Origin of the sequence: Neobacillus sp. KR4-4 (assembly GCF_042136325.1) — a bacterium.
Lineage (GTDB): Bacteria > Bacillota > Bacilli > Bacillales > Cytobacillaceae > Neobacillus.
Genome location: NZ_JBHHJU010000018.1, coordinates 23161 through 48123, shown reverse-complemented (window position 1 = coordinate 48123; position 24963 = coordinate 23161). Strand labels below are relative to the sequence as shown.

Annotated in this window: 17 protein-coding genes; 14 read left to right on the top strand and 3 right to left on the bottom strand. The window is 43.5% G+C overall.

All coding sequences use genetic code 11. From position 1 onward, the window contains the following. Positions 1-200: 200 nt before the first annotated feature. Complete coding sequence (locus tag ACE198_RS17740) at positions 201-704, bottom strand: hypothetical protein (protein ID WP_375376482.1); 504 nt, start codon at positions 702-704, stop codon at positions 201-203. A gap of 428 nt (positions 705-1132) precedes the next feature. Continuing rightward, positions 1133-2461 carry a 6-phospho-beta-glucosidase gene (locus ACE198_RS17735; RefSeq protein WP_375376481.1) on the bottom strand — a complete coding sequence of 443 codons (1329 nt, stop codon included), beginning with the start codon at positions 2459-2461 and terminating at the stop codon, positions 1133-1135. A 224-nt stretch (positions 2462-2685) separates the two neighbouring features. Here ACE198_RS17735 and ACE198_RS17730 point away from each other — a divergent pair, with 224 nt between their 5' ends. The 5 genes from ACE198_RS17730 (at position 2686) to dgoD (ending at position 7209) form a co-directional block, all read left to right on the top strand. Continuing rightward, complete coding sequence (locus ACE198_RS17730) at positions 2686-3414, top strand: MurR/RpiR family transcriptional regulator (RefSeq protein ID WP_375376480.1); 729 nt, start codon at positions 2686-2688, stop codon at positions 3412-3414. A gap of 243 nt (positions 3415-3657) precedes the next feature. After that, on the top strand, positions 3658-4407 hold the full coding sequence (locus ACE198_RS17725) for an IclR family transcriptional regulator (RefSeq protein ID WP_375376479.1): 750 nt from the start codon (positions 3658-3660) through the stop codon (positions 4405-4407). A gap of 16 nt (positions 4408-4423) precedes the next feature. Next, positions 4424-5377 carry a sugar kinase gene (locus ACE198_RS17720; RefSeq protein ID WP_375376478.1) on the top strand — a complete coding sequence of 318 codons (954 nt, stop codon included), beginning with the start codon at positions 4424-4426 and terminating at the stop codon, positions 5375-5377. Positions 5378-5402: 25 nt separating this feature from the next. Next, positions 5403-6032, top strand: coding sequence for a bifunctional 4-hydroxy-2-oxoglutarate aldolase/2-dehydro-3-deoxy-phosphogluconate aldolase (locus ACE198_RS17715; protein WP_251461646.1), 630 nt, complete (start codon positions 5403-5405; stop codon positions 6030-6032). Positions 6033-6060: 28 nt separating this feature from the next. Then, a complete protein-coding gene (gene dgoD / locus ACE198_RS17710) occupies positions 6061-7209 on the top strand; it encodes a galactonate dehydratase (protein ID WP_251461649.1) in 1149 nt (382 codons plus the stop codon). 151 nt (positions 7210-7360) lie between these two features. Here dgoD and ACE198_RS17705 read toward each other — a convergent pair whose 3' ends face one another. Further along, positions 7361-7795 carry a CBS domain-containing protein gene (locus ACE198_RS17705; RefSeq protein WP_375376477.1) on the bottom strand — a complete coding sequence of 145 codons (435 nt, stop codon included), beginning with the start codon at positions 7793-7795 and terminating at the stop codon, positions 7361-7363. Positions 7796-8465: 670 nt separating this feature from the next. Here ACE198_RS17705 and ACE198_RS17700 point away from each other — a divergent pair. From ACE198_RS17700 to ACE198_RS17660, 9 genes are all read left to right on the top strand, one after another. After that, a complete protein-coding gene (locus tag ACE198_RS17700; protein ID WP_375376476.1) occupies positions 8466-10829 on the top strand; it encodes an endo-beta-N-acetylglucosaminidase in 2364 nt (787 codons plus the stop codon). A 282-nt stretch (positions 10830-11111) separates the two neighbouring features. Beyond that, positions 11112-13817 (top strand): alpha-mannosidase, encoded by a 2706-nt coding sequence (locus ACE198_RS17695; protein WP_375376475.1) that lies wholly within the window; start codon positions 11112-11114, stop codon positions 13815-13817. 11 nt (positions 13818-13828) lie between these two features. Beyond that, positions 13829-15148, top strand: a complete 1320-nt coding sequence (locus ACE198_RS17690; RefSeq protein WP_375376474.1) for a glycoside hydrolase family 125 protein — start codon at positions 13829-13831, stop codon at positions 15146-15148. Positions 15149-15172: 24 nt separating this feature from the next. Beyond that, positions 15173-15784, top strand: a complete 612-nt coding sequence (locus tag ACE198_RS17685) for a YesL family protein (RefSeq protein WP_375376473.1) — start codon at positions 15173-15175, stop codon at positions 15782-15784. Between the two features lie 199 nt (positions 15785-15983). Continuing rightward, positions 15984-17864, top strand: coding sequence for a beta-N-acetylhexosaminidase (locus tag ACE198_RS17680; RefSeq protein ID WP_375376472.1), 1881 nt, complete (start codon positions 15984-15986; stop codon positions 17862-17864). Between the two features lie 25 nt (positions 17865-17889). Beyond that, a complete protein-coding gene (locus ACE198_RS17675) occupies positions 17890-21000 on the top strand; it encodes an alpha-mannosidase (protein ID WP_375376471.1) in 3111 nt (1036 codons plus the stop codon). 495 nt (positions 21001-21495) lie between these two features. Then, positions 21496-22425: an ABC transporter permease gene (locus ACE198_RS17670; protein ID WP_375376470.1), complete on the top strand. Its 930-nt coding sequence runs from the start codon at positions 21496-21498 to the stop codon at positions 22423-22425. A 159-nt stretch (positions 22426-22584) separates the two neighbouring features. Continuing rightward, positions 22585-23463 (top strand): carbohydrate ABC transporter permease, encoded by an 879-nt coding sequence (locus tag ACE198_RS17665; RefSeq protein WP_375376529.1) that lies wholly within the window; start codon positions 22585-22587, stop codon positions 23461-23463. A 23-nt stretch (positions 23464-23486) separates the two neighbouring features. After that, positions 23487-24944, top strand: a complete 1458-nt coding sequence (locus tag ACE198_RS17660) for an ABC transporter substrate-binding protein (protein ID WP_375376469.1) — start codon at positions 23487-23489, stop codon at positions 24942-24944. Positions 24945-24963: the final 19 nt, after the last annotated feature.

Here is a 24963-nt window from a genome sequence, read left to right as displayed (position 1 = left end):
TCTCCTTTTTCATCATGAATGATCTACATAAATAAAAATATATAATTTCTATTAAATTCACATTATCTGTGAGTTAAAGTTATGTAAAATAATGTAAGAGTTTTGTTAAGCAGATTTCAAAGCAATAAACAAAAGTGCCTGACACCATCCGCATTTTGTCGAATTCAGCGACATTATTCGGAGAGTGACAGGCACTGTTTTTAAATAAAAGCAAACATATGTAAAAGAAATACACCTAGAAAAACACTCGCTGTTATGAGATGGAATTTGCGACGGAAGCCTGAAGCTTTTTTGTGTCGTAAATAACCAGCAAACAGGGTGAACAGAAGGGATAAAATAGCCAGGTAACCACTTAATAGCTTCAGGTGGCTAAATCCAATAACTGGCCCTAGTTCATATAGGTTGATTAATGCATGCCCAAAAATGACCGATGTTCCGTAAAGAGCAATCTTAATATGCCACTTCATTAGATATCTAGAAAACTTTGCAAGGCTGATTTTAACCTTTCGCAGAGAGGTTTTTCGGATCACTAGAAAAATAAAATACATATTGATATTAATAAGAAATAGAATGACTCCAATTTGGGCTAAAAGCTGTGCGGTTATAAGGATGGAGCTATCGTGAGGGCGAAAAAACCAAATATATACGATCGAAAGGATGATGGCAGCAATGTTTGCAAATATCCATAGCTTATGGTGGTGCATATTGAACCCCCCTTTGCTATAGCTTACCAAGGCCGGAATCCTCCTTCAAGCGCAAAATAAAGGTGCCTGACATCACCCGCAACATACGATCTTATTGGTTGGGGAACATGTTTAGGCACCCGATTAGATAAATAAGCGGAAAATTTCCGCCTATTTAGGAATTATCATTAAAAATAGCTTAAATAGACGGAGAAATTCCGCCTATTAACTCGAAAAGCTTGAAAATGGGGGGATTTTGCACTGCATAACCGGAAAAACTTCCCTTATTTACCCCAGAAGCAGCTCCATTCTGCTGTTAACCGGAAAAACTCCGCTTATTTTCCTTTCGCTGGTTTAATGAAGGGCAAGAAATGAACGTGAGATGGAAACCGTAAAACCATAAAACCAAAGGTGCCTGACACCGAGAGGGGGGTGTCAGGCACTATTCTTTACGCCTCTACTGCAGTGAAAAATTGTGGTAAGTATTCTTTATGTGCTTCTAGCATCTCATCTAGAATTTGTTTTGCAATGGTATCAGAAGGTACAAGTGGATTAATGGTCATTGCCAGTAGTGCTGTATTGTAATCTCCAGTTACGGCAGCCTCCGCAGCGACACGCTCAAATGATTTAATTTGCTGGACCAGGCCTTGGACGGCAACAGGTAATTCACCTACTGAAATGGGTTTAGGGCCTTCTTTTGTAATGATACAGTTTACTTCCACGGCAGATTCAGCTGCTATATTGGCAATCGCGCCATTATTTCTTGTGTTGACTGGCTGGATGTCACGTTTATCGTTATAGATCGAATTGATTAGGTTGCAAGCAGCATCACTATAATAAGCACCACCGCGTTGTTCTAGTTGAGGAGGTTTAATCGCTAAATTTTGATCCTTATAAAGTTCAAATAGTTCCTTCTCGACTTGCTTTACCACTTCAGCTCGCGTGCCTTCTTCGTTAGCTGCGCGCATCTCTTCTTCTAACATTTCACTAGTTTTATAATAATAACGGTGATATGGGCAAGGAATCGCATTTAAGCCACGAAGGAAACCAGGCTCCCAATTGATGGCCTTAATATTTTTCATGCTTATTGCATTTTCTGGGTCCGTCATTTTTTCAATCACGTCACCAAGTACACTTACACCATCTACATAAACATTCAAACCAAATACCATATGATTAAGCCCGGCGAAGTCGATGGCTACTCTTTCGGGAGCCACTTCAAGCATTTCGGCTGTTTGCATTTTTATGCCAACAGGAACATTACAGAGTCCCACTACTTTTTTAATATTACTATAACGGAGTACAGCTTCCGTCACCATGCCCGCAGGGTTTGTGAAGTTTACTAGCCATGCATCAGGGCATAATTCTTCGATATCCTTACAAATTTCCAAAATGACTGGAATGGTTCGCAACCCTTTAAATAATCCACCTGGCCCGTTGGTTTCTTGGCCAATGACATTATATTTTAAGGGGATTCTCTCATCCTTTGCACGAGCATCCAGTAATCCAACACGGAATTGAGTGGTAACAAAATCTGCGTCTTTAAGTGCTTCACGCCGATCAAGAGTTAAATGTACCTCAATGGGTAGACCGGCTTTTTCTATCATGCGTTTGGCAAGAGAACCGACAATATTTAATTTTTCTTGTCCTGCCGGAATATCAACCAACCATAATTCCCTAATGGGCAGTTCATCGTATCTTTTAATAAAACCCTCTACAAGTTCAGGAGTATAACTTGAACCTCCGCCGATTGTTACAATTTTAATCCCTTTTTTCATGATTGTGCACCTCCGGATATTTTTAACTACTATGAATATCAATGAAGTTTTTCTGTTCATCGAAAGTGTACCTCCAAATAATGCCAGTGGTAAATAGAATGGAGGGTTTTAGTAACAGTTGTCGTTAAAAGTGATTTGTTACTTTGTGAAAACACTATGTTTCATAAAACATGTGGTATGATAATTCCAATGATAGAATCATGTCGACTGGAGGGGATATTTCTTTGTTTTCAAATGAAGTGATCAGCACTTTTAATGATCTGGAAATGTCTTTATTTAATTATGTTATAAAAAACGTTGATAAAGTAATTTATATGCGGATACGGGAATTGGCAAAGGAAACGCATGTTTCGACTTCAACGATCCTGCGGTTTTGCCGAAAAGTGGATTGTGATGGATTTTCGGAATTCAAAGTGAAGTTGAAGTTATTTTTAGATAAAGACCAAAAGCCTCATTTGAGAAGTTCACAAGAGTCCTTATCTGAATTTTTGGAGCGGACTTTACAAGGAAATCTCGATTCTTATATCATGGATGCCGCGGAAATTATTGCCCATTCAGATAGTGTCCTCTTTATTGGTATTGGGAGTTCTGGAATATTAGCCGAATATGGAGCTAGGTATTTCTCAAGCTTGGATAAATTTTCCCTTTACATAAAAGATCCTCACTTTCCTATTAGTGCAAAGTATTTACAAAACAGTACGACGATTGCCTTGTCTGTATCTGGAGAGAATCAGTTTACGGTTACTCATATTAATCAGCTTAAACAAGAAGGAAGTAAGATTATCAGCATTACAAACAGTCAACATTGCACCGTTGCCAAACTTTCAGATGTAAATATCCCTTACTATGTAACAGAGGAAAAATATAAAACTTCCAATATAACAACCCAAATCCCAGTTATGTATATTTTGGAATCAATTGCACGTGAAGTGAACAAACATACAATTGAATAGAGTGCCTGACACCACCCACATAATAGTATGGATCATGAAAGGCACAACTAGTTAAAAATGACTAGTTGTGCCTTTTTGTGTGCAAAACTCCCGAAAAGAACATTCCCAGTGGAGTCATTATTTTTTTGTGAACGGTTGCATTAACGCCCTTGACGGAGGGATTGAGTGGTGCTATTATGTGTCTACGATAATCACATATAGGATTTAACATCACATATGTGATTTATAAAAAGGAGGGAGAGTATGTCGGTAAAATCGGCTGAACGAGTTCTCCAGGTATTTGAATTACTAGCCCATAATCCTGATGGGTTATCGATTAAAGAGGTTAGTGAAAAACTTTCATTTCCGCAGAGCAGCACATCGAACCTTATGGCCACTCTTTTAAAACAAGGGTATTTAAGTTTAGACAACATGAAGAAATATAAGCTTGGAGCAAAGTTAGTTCACATTGGCACCATGGCTATGGAGAACTTAGATATTTCTCTTCAAGCGAAGCCATATCTTGAAAAATTAATGCACAGTGTTCAGGAAACGGTATTTATGGCAACGCTGTCTGGGGAAGAGCTGGTCTATCTTACTAAAATAAACAGTAATCGATCGATTCGAACGACCGCTCAAACAGGATACAGTAAACCGCTTTATTGTACGGGGTTAGGTAAAACTTTTTTAGCGAATATGGCAGAGGAGGAAAGAAAAAGCATCTTAGATCGGATTGACTTAGTACCGATCACCGCGAAAACCATCACCAATAGGGAAGAGTTAGAGAAAGAACTGTATCAGTATTCATTAATTGGCTACACCATTGATGATGAAGAAAATGAAGAAGGATTATATTGTGTGGCAGCTCCCATTTTTGGTGCAGACCGAAGGATTCAAGCTGCTATTAGTGTGGCAGGTCCAAAAGAACGGATGCTGGCTCAAAAAGCAGAGGTAGTGGAACGCGTCCTTTGGACATCAAAGAAAATATCTGAAAGTTTGGGATGTATTTTATAAGAAACAGGGTGAGTACATGGATGTTATTAGCATTGGGGAGACGATGGTTTTACTAACCCCAAATACGCCTGGAAAAATGCGCTATTCCAATCAGTTTACCTCGAAGATAGCTGGTGCAGAGACGAATACGCTTATTGGGCTAGCTAAGCTTGGCCATAAGGCGGGGTGGATTAGCCGGTTAGGGAGAGACGAATTTGGAGCTCAAATCTTAACTGCCGTTCGCGGAGAAGGTGTAGATATTAGTCGAGTTGCTTTGGACGAGAATGCTCCAACAGGTGTATTTTTTAAAGAAATTATCAATCAAGATCGGGTTAATATTTACTATTATCGAAAAAATTCAGCAGCGAGTCTGCTCACCCCTGCTGATCTTGATCAGGAGTATATCGCTCAGGCGAAATTCTTATATATATCAGGAATTACTCCCGCTCTAAGTCCATCGTGTAGAGAGACCATTTTTTATGCGATTGAAATAGCTAAGGGTAACGGGGGAAGAGTTGTGTTTGATCCAAATATTCGCAGGAAGCTGTGGGAAGATGACGAAGCAAGGGCAACCATCTTAGAAATTGCAGGGAAATCAGACATTGTCTTACCTGGGATTGGTGAATGTGAATTTTTGTTTGGTACAAGGGATTGTGAAAAAGCAGCTCGTTCCTTCCTTGCTTTAGGTGCAGAGACCGTTGTCGTCAAGCTTGGCGAGAAAGGTGCTTATTATTCTACTGCAGATGAAAAAGGATATATTGATAGTTTTACAGTTAGTAACGTAGTCGATCCAGTTGGAGCAGGAGATGGTTTTGCTGCAGGAGTACTTTCTGGATTTCTCGATGGCCTATCTATTGGAGAGGCCGTGAAACGAGGCTGCGCGATTGGTGCTATGGTTGCTACCATAAACGGTGATATAGAAGGACTACCGGACAGGAGTGAATTGGAGAAATTTACTCAGTCAAACGTAAGGGACGAAGTTAATCGTTAGTTTTTAAAAAGGAAGGGAATGTCTAATGAGTACATTGCAAAAGATCTTAGATCACAAATTAATCGCTATTATACGCGGAGCACACCCTGAGGATACATTAAACATTGTTCGATCTTTATATGAAGGGGGGATACGAGTCGTTGAAATCACGATGAATTCCCCGAAAGCGCTATCTGCCATTGAGATGGTTGCTGATAAATTTGGTAAAGAAATGGCCGTAGGTGCAGGAACTGTTTTGGATCCAGAATCTGCTCGCAGTGCCCTTCTTGCAGGTGCGCAATTTATTCTATCTCCGACGATGAAGCCTGAAACGATTCGGATGACAAAAAGATATGGTGCGGTGAGTATTCCTGCCGCATACACTCCGACTGAAATTTTGGAGGGTTATGAACAAGGCGGGGATATTATTAAAGTTTTTCCGGCAACGACTTTAGGTCCGCAGTTTATCAAGGATATTAGGGGACCACTGCCGCAAATTCCTTTATTGCCAACAGGCGGTGTGGGCTTAAATAATATGAAGGACTATCTTGCTGCCGGTGCTGCAGGCCTCGGAATTGGCAGTTCTCTTGTGAATACAAAAGAGGAAATAACAGAGGAGTATTTAATGCGTTTATCTGAAAAAGCAAAGCAATTTACATTAGCAGCCAATAACTAATACTACTATTAAATGGAGAGTGTTCATTATGAAAATAACAGGTTATGAATTATTCACAGTCCAACCACGCTGGTTATTCTTAAAAATTGAGACAGATGAAGGTATTGTTGGTTGGGGAGAGCCAGTCATCGAGGGTAAAGCGGCAACAGTAAAAGCTGCAGTTGATGAGATGATGACTTATTTAGTAGGTAAAGATCCTTTAAGAATTGAAGATCATTGGAATGTTATGTACCGAGGTGCCTTTTACCGAGGTGGCGCTATTTTAATGAGTGCTATTGCTGGTATTGACCAAGCTCTCTGGGATATCAAAGGTAAGTATTTCAATGCACCAGTTTACCAGTTACTAGGAGGAGCGTGCCGTGATTCGATCAAGGTGTATTCATGGATTGGCGGAGATCGCCCAAGTGATACAGCCCGAGCTGCGAAGGAATGTGTAGAAAGAGGGTTCCAAGCGGTTAAAATGAATGGAACCGAAGAATTACAATACATTGATTCCTATGACAAGGTTGATAGATTACTAGAAAACGTGGCAGCTGTTCGTGATGCCGTTGGAAGAAATATTGGAATTGGTATTGATTTTCATGGCCGTGTACATAAACCAATGGCAAAAGTATTGGCTAGAGCCCTTGAAGAATTTAATCCTATGTTTATTGAAGAACCAGTCTTGCCAGAGAATAATGAGGCACTAAAGGAAATTGCTTCGTTAACTTCGATTCCGATTGCAACTGGTGAGCGTATGTTCTCAAGATGGGATTTTAAACCGTTATTACAAGGTGGATACGTAGATATTATCCAACCTGACTTATCCCATGCAGGCGGAATTACCGAATGTAAAAAAATTATTAGCATGGCTGAGGCATATGATGTTGCCGCTGCTCCGCATTGTCCATTAGGCCCTATCGCTTTAGCTGCATGCTTACAAGTAGATGCCACTGCACATAATGCGTTTATCCAAGAACAAAGCTTGGGAATTCACTATAACCAAGGCAGTGATTTATTAGACTATCTAAAGGATCCAACTGTCTTTGATTATGAAAACGGTTATGTGAAAATTCCACAAGGACCAGGTCTTGGTATTGAAGTGAATGAAGAGTTTGTTCGGAAAATGGCAAAAGAAGGCCACCAATGGCAAAATCCAGTATGGCGCCATCGTGATGGCAGCGTAGCTGAGTGGTAATTCTCTTTTTTGAATGGGTTGAAAAATGTTCTAGTCTGATCAACTATCGAAAACCATGCTGTTGTCCAGCATGGTTTTAATGCGTCTGGTATGATCCCCTGATACGCAGCCATCAAGGTATGAGTCTGTGCTAATTAAAAGGAACCCCTGACTATTGTTGAGGTGCGGAAGGAGTTGAAATACTTTGTAATGCCTGTTCTGCCTCATTTGCATATTGATTTTGTACTGCAAGATCCCCTAAAGCAACCATTCCCACTATTTGTCCATTTTCAATTACCGGCAATCGGCGAATTTGCTGCTGTGCCATCAAATCTGCTGCTTGATGAACATCCATATCAGGTGTACCTTGTACGATTTGCTGTGCAGTCATGACTTGAGACACTTGTGTTTGTGCATTTTCTCCCTGTGCTGTCGTACGAAGGGTGATATCCCGATCCGTTACAATTCCAACCATTTGTCTGCTGTTATTTACTACTGGAATCGCTCCAATATTATATTCGCTCATTAACGCTGCAGCTTCCTGTACGGTCTGTGTTTCGTTAACTGTAACAATATCTGATGTCATAATATCTCTTAATTGTGCCATGAAAATACCTCCAATTAAATTTCTCCTCTATAGGATGGGGAACATTAGCGAAATTATTAATGGTATTTTTAAACAAATATTGATTCCGTTGCTTGCCATTGCCAGTCACTCACATCATGGGTGTTTTTAATGGAAAAACCTTAGAGATAATGGAAAAACTAAACCACATTTTGTGCATTCGTTGACGGAGCAATCTGCTCAGAATAAGATGTGGAAAAAAGGGTCAAATGGGAATGACTGACGGAAAAAACATCATCGAAGGCAATTTTGACAGCGCTATCATTCTATCGTCCCATTCAGGGAAAGAGGAAGCAAGCTTACATAAGCTTCAATATAAAAAATAGATAGAGAGCGAGGAGAAACAGTGAAAAACGTGAAAAGGGGTTCTTTGTGGCTGGTTTTCTTTTTGGGCATCTTTGTGGCGGGGGTATCACCTAACACAAGCTATGCCAAACAGCCGGAATCATCTTATTGGTATCCCGAGCAATTATTGAATTGGACGCCGGAGAACGATCCGGATGCTGTGTTTAACCGCAGCCAAGTTCCATTGGGCAAACGGGACGTGTTATACAAAGTCAATGACCATGCCCAGTCAGATGCAAAGATAGTCGCTTTGTCTGCACTCAACCCCACAACGAGTGGTGTACCTTCCCAAGGCGGGAAGGAATTTTTGGCGAATACGTTCAGTTATTGGCAATACGTCGACATCATGGTGTATTGGGCAGGTTCTTCCGGTGAAGGGATTATCGTGCCGCCAAGTGCGGACGTTATTGACGCTGCCCATAAAAACGGCGTGCCGATTTTGGGAAACGTTTTCTTCCCTCCGACCGTCTATGGCGGAAAGGTTGCGTGGCTGAACCAAATGTTGACGCAACGAGAGGATGGCTCCTTCCCTGCAGCGGACAAGCTGCTTGAAGCGGCACGCTATTACGGATTTGACGGCTGGTTTATTAATCAGGAAACCGAAGGCGGAGATGCCAAGACCGCTCAAAAAATGAAGGATTTCCTCATCTATCTTCAGCAGCATAAGAGTGAAGGCATGCATATCATGTGGTACGATTCGATGACGAAGGACGGAAGGGTTAGCTGGCAAAATGCGTTGACCGATCAAAACAGCAGCTTCCTGCAGGATGGGGAGACACGTGTTTCTGATAGTATGTTTTTAAACTTCTGGTGGCGCAACCAGCAGTCTTCTGTTAATAAAGCTCAGGAAATCGGCAGAAGCCCGTATGATTTGTTTACTGGGATTGATGTGGAAGCAAATGGGACAAGCACAAACGTTGCTTGGGATGGGATTTTCCCTGAGGGGAAAGCGCCATTAACTTCATTAGGCATTTATCGCCCGGACTGGGCCTTTAAAACGGCTGAGACCATGGAGGAGTTTTATCAGAAGGAAAATGAATTCTGGGTTGGAAAGTCTAAAAACCCTGCAGCTACAAGTAAAAACGGATCATGGAAAGGGATGGCTCACTACTTTACCGCTAAAACCGCGATCGAGGAGCTTCCTTTTGTGACGCACTTTATTACAGGAAGCGGCAAGTTTTTCGCTGTAGATGGAAAGACGGTAAGCAATCAGTCCTGGAATAACCGCAGTCTCCAGGATCTCCTTCCGACCTGGCGCTGGCTGAAAGAGGGCGGCCAAGCTGTTGACGTAGATTTCGATTGGAATACAGCCTATTATGGCGGCAGCTCGTTAAAGCTTTCAGGAACAATCAAGGCAGACAACCCAACACATATCAAGCTTTATAAAACGAATCTGCCGATCCAAAAGGATACGGAAATCTCGCTGACATACAAAACAGATTTGAAAAAGCCAAACATGAAACTGGGAGTCAGCTATACAGACAAGCCCGACCAATTTGTGTTTTTTGATGTGAAAAAACGAACGGATCACCCGTGGACGACGGATTCATTCAAACTAAAAAAATACAGCGGTAAAAACATCGCAGCCATTTCGCTTTTGGTTGAAAGTGACCAGGATGTGAAAGATTTTACGACTCATATCGGAGAAATCAAGGTTTATAACAAACAGGAAAAACACAATTCCATTCATGCTCCGAACGATGCAAAGGTAAATAACATCGAGTTTAAGAAAGGAATCTACGCTGACGTTGTCCTTGATTGGAAGCCGTCTGATTCCGATGTGAGCCACTATGAAATTTACCGGAAGCTGCCGAACAATGAAAAAGAGTTTGTTGGTGCTACCCCTAATAAGGTGTATTACTTATCCAATCTGAAGAGAAGCGGGAAGGAAAGCAGCACCACGTTGGAAATTGTTGCGGTGAACAAAGAATTTAAACGAAGCGAGCCGACAGCGGTTACGTTCGATTGGCCGCCCTATCCAAAGCCGGAAGCCGATTTCGGTGCCGATCAAACGGTAGCGGCTCCGGGGCAGGAGATTCATTTTCTTAATCGTTCATCCGAAGTAACTGAAGAAGTGGAATGGCATTTTGAAGGTGGAACTCCAGCCCTAAGTAAGGAGGAAAATCCGGTCGTCACTTATGAAAAAGAAGGCGTCTACACGGTTACTCTGATTGCGAAAAACAGCGAGGGTGAAAGTGTCCTGACAAAAGAAGCGATGATTACCATTTCTGAAGCAGCCAAAGACATTAAAAATGTGGCGTTGAATAAGACCGCGATTGCCAGCGGGCAATGTGCTTCGAGTGAAGCAGCGAAGTATGCGTTCGATGGCAAAGACAACAGTAAATGGTGCGCATTGGGGAATGCCCCTCATTGGCTGCAGGTGGATCTGGGCGACCAGTTTGCCCTTTCCAAGTTTGTCATTCACCATGCACAAGCGGGCGGGGAACCGCAAGCCTTCAACACTCAAGCCTTTAGGATTGAAGTAAGCACGGATGGACTTAATTGGACGGAAGCTGTCAAGGTGACCGATAATACAGCGTCGGTTTCAGAACACAGCATCACGTTAACAAACGCACGCTATGTCCGTTTGTGGGTGGACAAACCAACCCAAGGCGGCGATACGGCCGCAAGGATATTTGAATTTGAAGCCCATGGATTTTTGAATCCATAACCATTACCAAGTGGCCATGGGGACGGTTCCGCTGGCTTTTTCCAGGTGAACCATTGGCGAAAAGTTATAAGAACCGTCCCGGCGACTTAAGGGGGCAGACCTCATTGCAGAGAATGCACTGAAGTCTGCCCCCATTTTTCATGAACTATTTTTAGATACACTGTAAAATCCATAGGACTTACTAGTAATCTATTGCTCGAAATTCCTAGCTTGTTAAAATGAAATCAAAGAAAATGATAGCGTTTTCGTAAAACTGAAATAAAGGAAAGCGGGTAGGATTCAATGAAAAAAACTGCACATATTATCTCCCATTCCCATTGGGACAGGGAATGGTACTTGCCTTTTGAACAGCACCGTTACTATTTTATCAAGCTGATGAATGAGCTGATCGACCAGTTCAAAAAAGAAGGAAATGATTTTCAATCGTTCCATCTCGATGGCCAGACGGTTCTTTTAGAGGATTATTTTGCCGTTCATCCGGAAAACCGGGAGACAGTCAAACAATTAATCGAACAGAAAAAGCTGCATATCGGACCATGGTATGTGCTCCAGGATGCTTTTTTAACAAGCTCTGAAGCCAATGTCCGGAACCTGCAAATCGGTTTACATGATAGCAAAGCCTATGGGCATGTCTCAAAGATTGGCTACTTTCCTGACACGTTCGGTATTTATGGGCAGGCACCCCAGCTTTTAAAGCAAGCGGGGATTGATACGGCGGCGTTCGGAAGGGGCGTCAAACCGACCGGCTTTAATAACACGGTGTCGGATTCTCCTGATTATGAATCTCCTTATTCTGAGATGATCTGGAAAGCACCGGACGGCTCGAACGTATTAGGTATTCTTTTTGCCAATTGGTACTCGAACGGAAATGAAATCCCGGCGGACGAAGCGGAAGCGAAGAAATTCTGGGATATAAAGCTCCACGATGCCGAAAAGTATGCGTCCACCCACCAGTTATTGTTTATGAATGGATGCGACCACCAGCCGCTGCAAAAAACGATTCCGCAGGCGATTGAAACGGCCGCTAGTTTATATCCTGATTACACCTTTAAGCATTCCAGTTTTGATGAATATACAGAGGCGTTAAAAGAAGCACTTCCAGAGAAGCTGCAGGTCATTGAAGGCGAATTGCGCAATCAGCGGACCGATGGCTGGTCGACGCTTGTTCATACCGCATCCAGCCGGATTTATTTGAAGCAATGGAACAACCACTGTCAAACCCTTTTGGAAAAAATTGCTGAGCCGCTCGCGAGCATGGGCTTTTTAGCAGGCGGGACTTACCCGAGGGAATATCTCCGCTTCATGTGGAAATCCTTGATGAAAAATCACCCGCATGACAGCATTTGCGGCTGCAGCGTGGATGAAGTGCACCGTGAAATGGAAACCCGCTTTGAAACAGTTTCGCAAATGGGCGAGGTGTTTGTATCAGAGCAGGCAGCAGAGCTTGCTGGTAAAATTGATACCTCGGGCGCACCAGAGGGCGGAATTCCCCTTGTTGTCGTGAATACAACGGGGTGGGATAAAGACGAAGTCGTCACGAAAATAGTCGATCTGGAAAAGGTGTATTTTTCGCAAATGCATTTTGAAGACATTCCAATCTATTTACAGGATAAAGAATTGCCAGCCTACAAGCTGGTCGATCAAGCGGGCAAGACCATCGAAAGTCAGCTCGAAAGCCCGGTGGTGGAGTTTGGCTATGATTTACCGGATGACAAGTTCCGCCAGCCGTTTTTTGCCAAGCGGGCTAAGGTTTCCTTCTTTGCAGAAAATATCCCGGCATTCGGCTACAAGACCTTCTATCTTATTCCGCAAGAACAGTCAGCCGGAGAACGTCCAGAACAAGCGGCGGATGGCGGGAGGGAGATGGAAAATGAGTATGTTCACCTCCTGTTTCATGAGGATGGCAGCTATGATCTAACGAATAAAGCAACCGGCAGGACCTTCCATCGTCTCGGTATTTACGAGGATACAGGGGATGTCGGCAATGAATATATGTTCAAGGAAGCAAAAGGACAGGAGCCGATTACGACAACTGGTATTCAGGCCGAATTCCGTTTGATTGAAAAATCACCGCTTCGAACCGAGCTTGAATTTACGCATACCTTAACCATCCCGGTTTCAGCGGACGACCGATTGGCGATCGAACGGAACCGCTTGATTTGGCATAAGGAAAGGGAAGCAGGCAGATCGGACGAAACGACGACCATTACACTAAGTACCGTTGTGACTCTCGAAAAGGGAATGAAGGGGCCGGCTTTCAAGCTGACAATTGACAATCAAGCAACGGACCACCGCCTGCGAGCCCTTTTCCCGACCGGATTGCAGACGGAAACACACCAGGCCGACAGTATTTTTGAGGTTGTGACCCGCCCGAATACACCGGAAAAAGAATGGGGAAATCCAAGCTTCTGTCATCATCAGCAGCGCTTCGCCAGCATTAATGATGACGAGTTGGGCTTAACCGTGGCCACGGACGGCCTTCAGGAATATGAAATCCTGCCAGCGGATGGAACGATTGCCCTTACCGTCCTTCGTTCGGTTGCTGAGCTTGGCGACTGGGGCTACTTCCCGACACCGGAGGCCCAGTGCATCGGGATGCAAACGGCGGAGTGGCAAGTGCTCATGCATGAAAAAGATGTGATTGCGTCAAACGCATTTGTGGAGGCGTATCAATATAAAGTTCCCCTTCAGGTTATTCAGACAAGTGCCCATGAAGGAACCTTGCCAGCTGACCATCAGTTTGTGAACTGGGAATCCGAGGGCCTTGCATGGTCATCGATGAAAGTGGCGGAAGAATGTGATGACGTGATGATTCGCTGGTTCAATCCGGCGCCGGCTAGTAAAAGTCTTGCGGCATCCATCCCCGCCCCGACGGATTGTACATCTTACAAGAGTACGATTCTTGAAGAACAAACCAATGATTCTAGCGAGCAGTATGAAGTCACAGGCTATGAAATTATTACACTAGGTTTTCAACATAAGCGATAGGAGAGGGAAAAATGACAGCAGTAATTCCAGAATCGATGCAAAAACTGATCCAACATGTGAAGGAATGCTTTCCTGGGGATCAAAAATTACACGATATGTTCGAGCAATGCTTTGTTAATACGTATACCACGACGCTGAAAAAGCTGGAAGACGGAAAAACCTTTGTCGTCACCGGCGACATTCCGGCGATGTGGTTAAGGGACTCTGCAGCACAAGTGCGCCCCTATTTGCTGGCTGCAGAGGAGGATGAGGAGCTGGCCGAATTACTCGAAGGGGTGATTCGCCAGCAATTCGCCTTTATCCTGCATGACCCTTATGCCAATGCGTTTAATGAAACGGAAAATGGCAGGGGGCATCAAACCGATCTTACCGACATGACCCCCCATATTTGGGAACGGAAATACGAAATTGATTCCTTATGCTATCCAATCCAGCTCGCTTATCTGTTTTGGAAGTCAACCGGCCGTACGGCTTATATAAAAGAAACGTTCCAAACGGTTTTGGAGACAATTATCCAGGTTTGGAGAACGGAGCAGGATCATGAAAATAAGTCCCCTTACCGGTTTGAACGGGCCGATGTGCGCCAGTCCGATACCTTGACCCGTGAAGGAAAGGGAGGGCGTGTGGTTCCGACCGGAATGACCTGGAGCGCCTTCCGCCCAAGTGATGATGCCTGCACATACGGATACTTGGTCCCGGCGAATATGTTTGCCGTTGTCGTGTTAGGGTATGCGGCTGAAATGTGTGAGATGGTATTACAGGATTCTTCCTTAAAAGAAGAGTGCTTAAAGCTTCGTGAGGAAATCAGGCAGGGGATTGAACAATATGCGAAATTGGATCATCCGATCTATGGAGAGATGTATGTCTATGAAACCGATGGGGAAGGGCGCGTTAACTTAATGGATGACGCCAATGTGCCAAGTTTGCTTGCCGCTCCGTATTTAGGGTATCAGTCATTTAAGGATGCGACGTATCTCAATACACGAGAGTTCCTTTTGAGCAGGGATAATCCTTATTTTTACGAGGGGAAATATGCTAACGGCATTGGCAGCCCGCATACACCGGATCACTATATTTGGCATATTGCTCTTGCCATCCAGGGGATGACCGCAGTAAGTGATGCGGAAAAACAGCAAATTTTGGCTTATTTTAAAAACACCGATGGCGGGACGAACTTTATGCACGAAGGCTTTAACGCCGATTGTCCAGAGGAATTTACAAGAGATTGGTTCGCGTGGGCTAACACGATGTTCAGTGAATTCGTGCTGAGTTTAACCGGTAAAGCTGTCAAAGGAAGTCCGCTTTATCATCATTTAATGAAAAATAACTAGTTTTATTGGAAAGGGTGGTGCCGTATGAAAAATGGTTCATGGATGATCGTTGTTTGTGAATGGATATGGAGGGCGATCACAGCAAATATATGCTGGATTGCCTTTACCGCCTTGGGACTCGGGGTATTTGGCTTTTTCCCGGCAACGGTTGCCCTGTTTACGATCGTCCGTAAATGGCTGAGAAAAGATACCGATGTACCTGTTTGGAAGACGTTTAAGCAGGTGTATTTCAAAGAATGGAAGAGAAGCAATGGAATAGGCCTTGTTTTTTACAGCATTGGCCTTTTTCTTTTTATCGATATTAGGATTACAGAGATCTTTATGTCAGGTGTTTTTGCCAGCTTCCTTTCGGTCATCCTATACATCCTGTTGATCATCTTACTATTGGCAGTCGGCCATTTCTTTGCCGTCTATGTCCATTATGAGCTTTCCAGTCGGGAATACATCAAACAGTCCTTTCTCGTCACCTTAACGGGGCTGCCTTCCATCATCTGGATTGGCGCTGGTTTTTTTGTGATTGGCTACCTGATCAATCAGGTTCCCGGCCTCATCCCGTTTATTTCTGCGGTGGCTCCTGCTTATTGGATGATGAAGGTTTGTCTTAATCGGTTTGCTCGTTTAGAACGGGTCTGTTAAAGGTAAAATGGCCGTGGCGATTTCCGATTCGCTGATAAATGTGTGAAATTCGCTGATAAAAGCTCCGGATTCGCTGATAAAATCAAAAATTCGCTGATAAAACATAAAAATTCGCCGATAAATCTATCAAACTAGTTTTTCTAAGTGCTTTTATTTCGCAGTTTTGTAGTTAAAAACAAAGAAAAAAGGGGAAATACAAGTGGAACTGTACTTTAAGGGGGACATATCAGCTGTCGCAGATGGTCTCGAGCTTGTTTCAAAACGATTAAAAGTTCAACTTTCTACTGATGGATACCCAATACAAGTCAAACATCAGCAAGGACCCTTAAGGGTTGTGAATAAAAACGGCCAAGGAGAAATTTCATTCGAAAAGCCGATTCATTTTTTCCGGGCGATTGGATTGTGGCTGGAGAATTTTCAAAAAAATAATGAATTCGATATCACCGAGAATCCTCAGTTCAACATGAGCGGCGTGATGCTGGATGCGTCCAGAAATGCGGTACCCACCGTTGCTGACGTAGAAAAGCTTCTGCAACACATGGCCGTCATGGGATTAGACACCCTCATGCTCTATACAGAGGACACCTACGAGGTGAAGGAATATCCCTATTTTGGATATATGCGCGGAAGATATACATTTGAGGAGCTGCGGGCCTGTGATGAATATGCCGAAAAGCTCGGAATTGACATGATCCCCTGCATTCAAACCTTGGGCCATTTACGGGAAGCACTGAAATGGAATTATGCCTCAGGCTTCAAAGACACCGATGATATCCTGCTCGTGGATGAGCCCCAAACGTATGAGTTTTTAGAGAGCTGTCTAAAAGCGGCCTCCGAGCCATTTCGAACCAAACGGATTCATATTGGCATGGACGAGACGTTTCAGCTGGGCCTAGGAAAATATTTGGAGAAGCATGGCTATGAAAACCATATTGAACTCATGAACCGGCATCTGCAAAAGGTCATCGCTATTACCGACAAGCTGGGACTGAAACCGATGATTTGGAGTGACATGTACTTCCCGCTGTTTGCCGAAAACAGCCCTTATAAGGATGAAAACGGCCGCATCCGCCAAGAAATTCTTGAAGGGATTCCGGATGTGGAGCTTGTTTATTGGAACTATTACCGGAAAGAACAAGAAGTGTATGAACGTGATTTTCAACACCATAAGCTGCTAGGCTCCACGCCGATTTTTGCCGGCGGGGCTTGGACATGGAATGGACTGGTGCCGAACTATGGCAAGGCAATTGCGACAACGGAAGCGGCACTGGCAGCCTGCAAACAGGAAGGAATCGACGAAATTTTTGTCACCTTGTGGGGGGATAACGGAGCAGAAACTCCGTTTGCAACAGCCTACCCGATCTTGCAATTATTTGCCGAGCACACTTACCAAAAGGACGTGTCTATTGAAAAGGTGGCCGAGCGTTTTGAATTTTGCGGTGAGGGGCACTTTGCCGATTTTATGAATTTGAAATTATTAGATGAAACACCGGGTGTCATGGAAGATAACATGAATACCTCGATGACGTCGAAAGTGCTGCTTTACCAAGATAGTTTAATAGGCTTATATGACGAAAATGTCCGCGGCCTTTCTTTAGGGGAGCACTATCAGCAGCTGGTACCCGTGCTTGAAAAAGCCAAACAGGAGAATCCAGCCTGGGAAGCCCTGTTTGATTTTTATGAACAGCTGGCGAGGGTGCTGGCTGACAAAGCGGAAATCGGCCTCAAGATCCTAACAGCGTATCAGAACAATGATTTTGAACAAATGAAATCCATTCTTAAGATTGTGGATCGAATCCAAGTGAATGTGAATCTATTAAGGCAAAAGCACCGAGGCATTTGGTTTGCGGCGTATAAGCCATTTGGCTGGGAAGTAATCGATATTCGTTATGGCGGTGTGATGACCCGGATGGATTCCGTCAAATACCGGATTCAGGAGTGGCTTGAGGGAAGAATTCCCCGGATCGAGGAATTGGAAGAAAAACGGCTGCGCCATGATGGGCCATGGGAAATCGTGGAGGGGCTAGTAGGCGGTAATGTCTATCATCGGATCGTCACTGCTGGCAACTTTTCATTATAAAAACTAGTGATAACGAGGTGAAAGCATGTTCTTAACAGAAAGAAAATTTGAAGAGCGCATCAGGGAGTTAGAGGGTTACCGGTACCGGGACCTGACGGCGATCAACTCATTTTTCGCCCAAGAGGATGATGGTTCGATTGGTGCTTATCCACCTGCAGCACATGATGAACAAAAGGTGATGAAACTCGGCGACTACTGGAAAGGCCGCGATCGCTATATTTGGCTTCATGCTGAGGTCGATACTCATTTGTCCACTGCCGATCAGCAGATTGTCGGTCTATTCTCGTTTGGAAAAACGGGCGGGGGCAATAATTCAGGCTTTGAGTCGCTTCTATTTGTCAATGGCAAACCCTATCAGGGTGTCGATTCCAATCATGAAGAAGTGCTCTTCGATAACGAAACGGCCAAGGGGACGATGCGCTTGGATTTCAGGCTCTGGTCAGGACTTGAGGGTGGAGGAGTTCCGACAGAAAATGAATTTAAACTTGAAATGGCCGTGATTGGCTGGCTGGATCGCCGGGTAGATCATCTCTATTACACGCTTTTAGCCGCGTATGAGGTATTAAAGGAAACGAGTGAAACAGAATCCTCTTATACTGTTTTGAAAAAGTTGATTTCGGACGCGCTTCAGTTCATTAATTGGACCGAGCCTGGCAGCCCTGAATTTTATCAGTCCTGTTATGCGGCGGAGGAAAGCCTGACGGAGGCGATTCAGTCCTTCACCAAAACTTCAGACATCACCATTCATACTGTCGGCCATACCCATATTGATGTGGCTTGGCTTTGGCGGTTAAAAAATACACGGGAGAAGTCGGCTCGTTCGTTTTCAACGGTCTTGCATTTAATGAAGCAATTCCCGGAATATTTATTTCTGCAAACACAGCCTCAGCTCTATGACTATATCAAAACGGATTATCCTGAGATTTACGCTCAAATAAAGGAACGAGTGGCAGAAGGCAAATGGGAAGCCGGCGGCGCGATGTGGCTTGAGTCGGACTGTAATATTCCGAGCGGCGAATCGCTTGTCCGCCAAATCCTGCACGGGAAGAACTTTTTTAAAGAGGAGTTTGGCGTCGATTGCGAGTATTTATGGCTGCCGGATGTGTTCGGCTATAGCTGGGCGCTGCCGCAGATTTTAACTAAATCAGGCATTAAAACCATGATGACGACGAAAATTAGCTGGAATCAGTATAACCGGATGCCGCACGATACCTTTTACTGGAAAGGAATCGATGGTTCCGAGATTTTAACGCATTTTATTACGACGCCGGAGCCCTGGAATTCTCCGGACTCTTGGTTCTATACGTATAATGGCTTTATTACCGCAAAAACGGTGAATGGCACTTGGAAAGGTTATCGTGATAAGGATTTATCGAAAGATTTGCTTCTATCTTATGGATATGGTGATGGCGGCGGCGGTGTTAATCGGCATATGCTTGAAATGCGCCGCAGATTTGATGCGCTGCCAGGGATGCCGAATGTAAAAACGTCGACAGCCGGGGAATTCTTTAACAAGCTTCACGAGAATGTGGCCGAATCGGATGGCTATATCCATAAATGGGATGGCGAGCTGTACCTCGAGTACCACCGGGGCACGTATACCAGCCAGGCATTTATGAAGCAGATGAATCGAAAATTGGAGCTCTTATACCGACGGGCTGAATTCCTTACTTCATGGCTTTCTGAAAATGGACAATGGATGGGAACGGACGAGCTGAAGAATGGCTGGAAGATCATTTTGCGCAATCAATTCCATGATATTATTCCCGGCTCCTCCATCCATGAGGTGTATGAGGATGCCAAAGAAGAATACAAGGAAGCGCACGAGCTAGTTCGAAACGTGGAATCCCGTATCATTGAGCGTGGGATCGAACAGGATGACCGCTCTGTCGTACTATTTAATGCGACCCACCTTAAGGGGAAGAAAAATGTGGCGGTCCAGCAATTTGCCGATTTTGCTGGAGGCGTTTGGAAAAACAGCAAGGGAGAAATTTTAACCCATCAAAAACGGGATAATGGCTGGCTGATTGAAGTTGACACCCTTCCATCCTTTGGGGCGAAGACGTTATATTTTGAACCGGCGGCAGCCGTTCCGGAAACGAATTCGAATTTCAACTATCAGGACCGGAAATTGGAAACCCCGTATTATTTGGTTGAATGGAATGAATTTGGGCAAATGACGTCCCTCTTTGATAAGGAGGCAGGCCGTGGGGTTCTCGCTGAGAATCAAAAGGGGAATATCCTGCAAATTTTTGAAGATAAGCCGCTTGCCCATGATGCTTGGGATATCGATCTCTTTTATCAAGAAAAAATGGAGGAAATCCGTGATTTAGTCAGATTTGAAGTCGTGGAAAATGGGGAATTATCGTTTACGATTCTTGCCAAGTGGACGTATCATCATTCTGAAATCTCCCAGCGGATTGTCTTTTATCAAAATGACCGCCGCATTGATTTTGAAACAACGGTGGACTGGCATGAAAAGAGAAAACTGCTGAAGGCTGCTTTCCCAGTAGATATCCGCGCCACCGAGGCCACGTATGATATTCAATATGGAAATGTGAAGCGCCCGACTCATTGGAATACGAGCTGGGATATGGCTAAATTTGAAACGGTCGGCCATCAGTGGGCCGACCTGTCAGAACCAGACTATGGGGTAAGCCTGCTGAACGATTCCAAGTATGGCTACGACATTAAAGAACACATCATGCGGATCACTCTATTAAAATCCGCGATTCATCCTGATCCGCAAGCAGATCAGGGAACCCATTCGTTCGTTTATTCGCTTTACCCGCATATCGGGGACTGGCGCAAAGCGAAAACGGTGGAAGCGGCGTGGGATTTGAACGATCCTGTTGTGGCTTCTGAAGGGAAATGGGCAAAGGAAGAGTCCTTCCTCGTAATGGATGCGGACCATGTTTGGATTGATGCGATTAAGCCGGCCTATGATGGCAACGGCATCATTATCCGCCTTCATGAATATGAAGGCCGCAGAGGTAAGGTTTCTCTTGATGTTGCCAGAGGCATCAACTCATGGGTAGAAACCAATTTGATGGAAGAACCTATTGGAGAGGCATCGGCATCGCCGATTGAGTTTGAAATCAAACCGTATGAGATTAAGACTTTTCGAGTTTTATAGGACTAGGCTGTGTTAATGGTGCTTCGTTATTAATAGACACAAGAAAAGACGTATGAATTGGCATACGTTTTTTCTTTATTTATCAAGGTTTCTGAGAAATCAGAGGGTCCGCCCGGACTTATCGATTGGTTTGGGATCAGGTAAAGCACCCGAGCTGATAAATAGGCGGAAAAATTCCGCTTAATTCGTAATTATTATTAAAAAAGGCTTAAATAGACGGAGAATTTCCGCCTATTGACTCGAAAAACGTGAAAATAAGAGATTTTTCATTGCATAAGCGGAAAACCTTCCCTTATTTCCCCCGAAACGAGCTCCATTTTGCATTTAACCGGAAAACCTCCGCTTATTTTACTTTTGCCAGGTTCTTTCATCTGATTGTACTAAATTCTAAGATTTTTGCACTTAATCCCAAATTAGTCAACTATAATTAGGTCTCCTTTCCCTATAAAATAAAGGTATGGAAGTGCTTACATAACATTTGGAGGGAGGAGAAACATGAAAAAGATATTTAGCGATCTCTATAAAAATCGAGTTTGGCTGCTTATGGTGTTACCGGGAACAATTTGGCTGCTCCTATTTTCATACTTGCCGATGTTTGGACAGGTATTGGCCTTTAAAAAGTTCCGAATTGATCCCGATGGATTTTTTGCCAGCGTCATGAATAGTGAATGGGTGGGCTTTGACAACTTCAAATATTTATTCAGTACAAATGATGCCTGGATCATTACCAGAAATACCATCCTCTACAATCTTGTCTTTATCGTATTAGGGCTGATAACGGCGGTTGCAACAGCTGTCTTGCTCAGTGAGTTAATCAATAAGAGGCTGTCGAAGGTTTACCAAACTTCTATCTTGTTCCCGCATTTTATTTCATGGGTTATCGGCAGTTATTTTGTCTTCACTTTCTTAAGTACGGAACACGGTTTGTTAAATCATATTCTGGGCTGGTTCCATGTCGACCCAATATCGTGGTATAGCGAATCGAAATATTGGCCAATGATTCTCGTGTTCATGAGCATGTGGAAGGGCGTTGGTTACGGCAGTATCGTTTACTTGGCCTCCATCGTCGGGATTGACCGGACGTATTACGAGGCAGCGATGATTGATGGGGCTTCAAAATGGAAGCAGATTAAACATGTTACCCTGCCCATGCTTAAGCCATTAATGATTATCCTTACCATCATGAATATTGGGCGGATTTTCAATTCGGATTTCGGATTGTTTTATCAAGTGCCAAGAGATTCGGGAGCTCTCTATGGGGTGACCAATGTCATTGATACCTTCGTATACCGAGGGCTGATGAATCTGGGGGATATCGGCATGAGTACGGCTGCAGGTCTATACCAATCGGTTGTTGGATTTATCCTCGTGATCATTACCAATTACATTGTCCGTAAAGTGGATGAGGAAAGTGCCTTGTTTTAATGTTCATTTCTTTAAGAAGGGAGGAAAAGTCGCCCGGCGGCTATTGATATGCCAAAACTAGAACAAACCCAATCAACGCTTCTTGTTTCAAAACCAGTAGAAGAAATAAACGAGGGGAAGCCTAAGGTTGTTAGGAAGAAGTATCGGAACCCTCAACATATGCATCCGGCCGCAAATGCTATTATTAGTGTGCTGCTTGGGATTCTCGCATTTACGTGTATCTTTCCCTTTATCTATGTCATTATCATATCGTTTACAAATGAGGAAAGTATCGTCAGGAATGGTTTTCAATTGATCCCGAAGGAATGGAGCTTGGATGCTTATCATTATCTCTGGGGGATGAAGGAGTCCTTTTTCCGCTCTTATGGTGTTACGATTTTTATTACCATTGTCGGTACTATCATCAGTGTGTTCATGATTACTTTTTATGCCTACGCGATTTCAAGACCGCAATTTAAGTATCGCAGATTTTTCACGTTTCTCGCATTCTTTACGATGCTTTTCAGCGGCGGACTGGTGCCGACTTACATCGTGGTCACCCAGTTCCTGCATTTGAAAAATTCCGTTTGGGCACTGATCCTGCCCCTTGCGATGAATGCGTTTTACATTATCATTATGAGAACCTTTTTCTTAAAATCCGTTTCTGAATCGATTTTGGAATCGGCAAGAATCGATGGGGCAAGTGAATGGAGAATCTTCTTCCAAATCATCTTCCCGCTTTCCTTACCGGGAATTGCCACCATTGCCTTGTTCAGTACATTGGGTTATTGGAATGACTGGTTTACAGCATTGCTTTATATTGATAACCCTAATCTGGTGCCGCTTCAAGCATTACTCATGAAAATTGAGGCAAATCTTGAATTTATGAGAAAAAATATGGATGTCGCTATCATGCAGTCAAGTTTATTTGATACGATTCCGCAAGAATCAGCCAAAATGGCTATGGTTGTAATCGCCACCTTACCGATCGCAGTCTCGTACCCGTTCTTCCAAAAGTACTTTATTAGCGGATTGACGATTGGCGGCGTTAAAGAATAATCAATAGAAAGAGGAGAAGAGGAATGAAGAAAAAGAAGTTAGGCATTATGCTCGCATCCCTATTGGCAGCGGGAACCCTTCTATCTGCCTGCACAAGCAAAGACAGTGCAACATCAGAAAAGGGCGGTAAAGATGGACAGCCATATGAAATTAATTGGTACACGATTGGAACTCCGCAAAAAGATACTGAAAAAGTTTTTGCAGAAGTCAACAAGTACACAAAGAAAAAAATCAATGCCACAGTGAAAATGACGCAAATTGACTGGGGTGATTGGGATCAAAAATCACAGGTGATGATCAATTCAGGGGAACCGTTTGATATTATTTTTACCAATGGGACTTCTTATGTTCAAAATGCCCAAAAAGGTGCCTTTAAGGACATTGACGGTATGTTAGAAAAAGAAGGAAAAGAGCTTAAAGCAGCTCTCAACCCGGCCCTGTTAGAAGGAATTAAGGTTAATGGAAAAATTTATGGCGTTCCTACGAATAAAGAGGCAGCCAGACAATCGGTTTATACCTTTAATAAACGCCTTGTAGACAAATACCACTTTGATCTTTCAAAAGTAAAAAGCTTGGAAGACCTTGAACCGATGCTAAAAACGATTAAAGAGAATGAACCTAGCGTCACGCCAATGGCAACATTCAAAGCCTATCTGCCATACGATTATATCTTTAATAATGAAATGCCATTTGCCTTTGCGATGGAAGGCGATCGGGATCATGTGATTAATCAATTTGAATCTGATGTAACTATGAAAACCTATAAAACTATGCATCAATATTATAAGGCTGGATTCCTTAAAGAAGATGCAGCGACAAGTAAAGACAGCTGGCCAATGGATGTAGAAAACTGGTTTGTCCGCATGGGTGATTCTCAGCCATATGCTGATTTATTGTGGTCTCGCTCGGCTAAGTATGATGTGGTTTCTGTTCCGGCGGAAGATCCGATTACCATTAATGATTCTGTATCCGGTTCCATTCAGGCCATCTCAGCCACATCTAAGAATCCTGAGAAAGCAATGGAATTCCTGACACTGCTTAACACAGATCCATACCTACGCAACCTTGTTGATAAAGGGATAGAAGGCGTGCATTACGAAAAGAATGACAACGGAACAATTAAAGACCTTCCAGCACGTATCGATCGTTATAATGTTCCATCCTATTCACTTGGAAACTTCTTTGTTTTGGATTTGTATGAAAATGATCCTAAAGATAAGTGGGATAAATTCAAAGAGTTTAACAAATCTGCCAAAACAGCGCCAACCCTTGGTTTCCATTTTAACAGCGACTCAGTAAGATCTGAGCTTGCATCGATTACGAATATATCAAAAGAATTCTATCCGGCATTGGCAACAGGTTCTGTTGACCCAGAAGAGTACTTGCCAAAATATAATAAGAAGTTAAAAGAAGCTGGAATTGACAAAGTCTTAAAAGAAATTCAAAAGCAATTTGACGAATGGAAGAGCAAGCAAAAATAAGCACAAAAAAGCCAAGCTG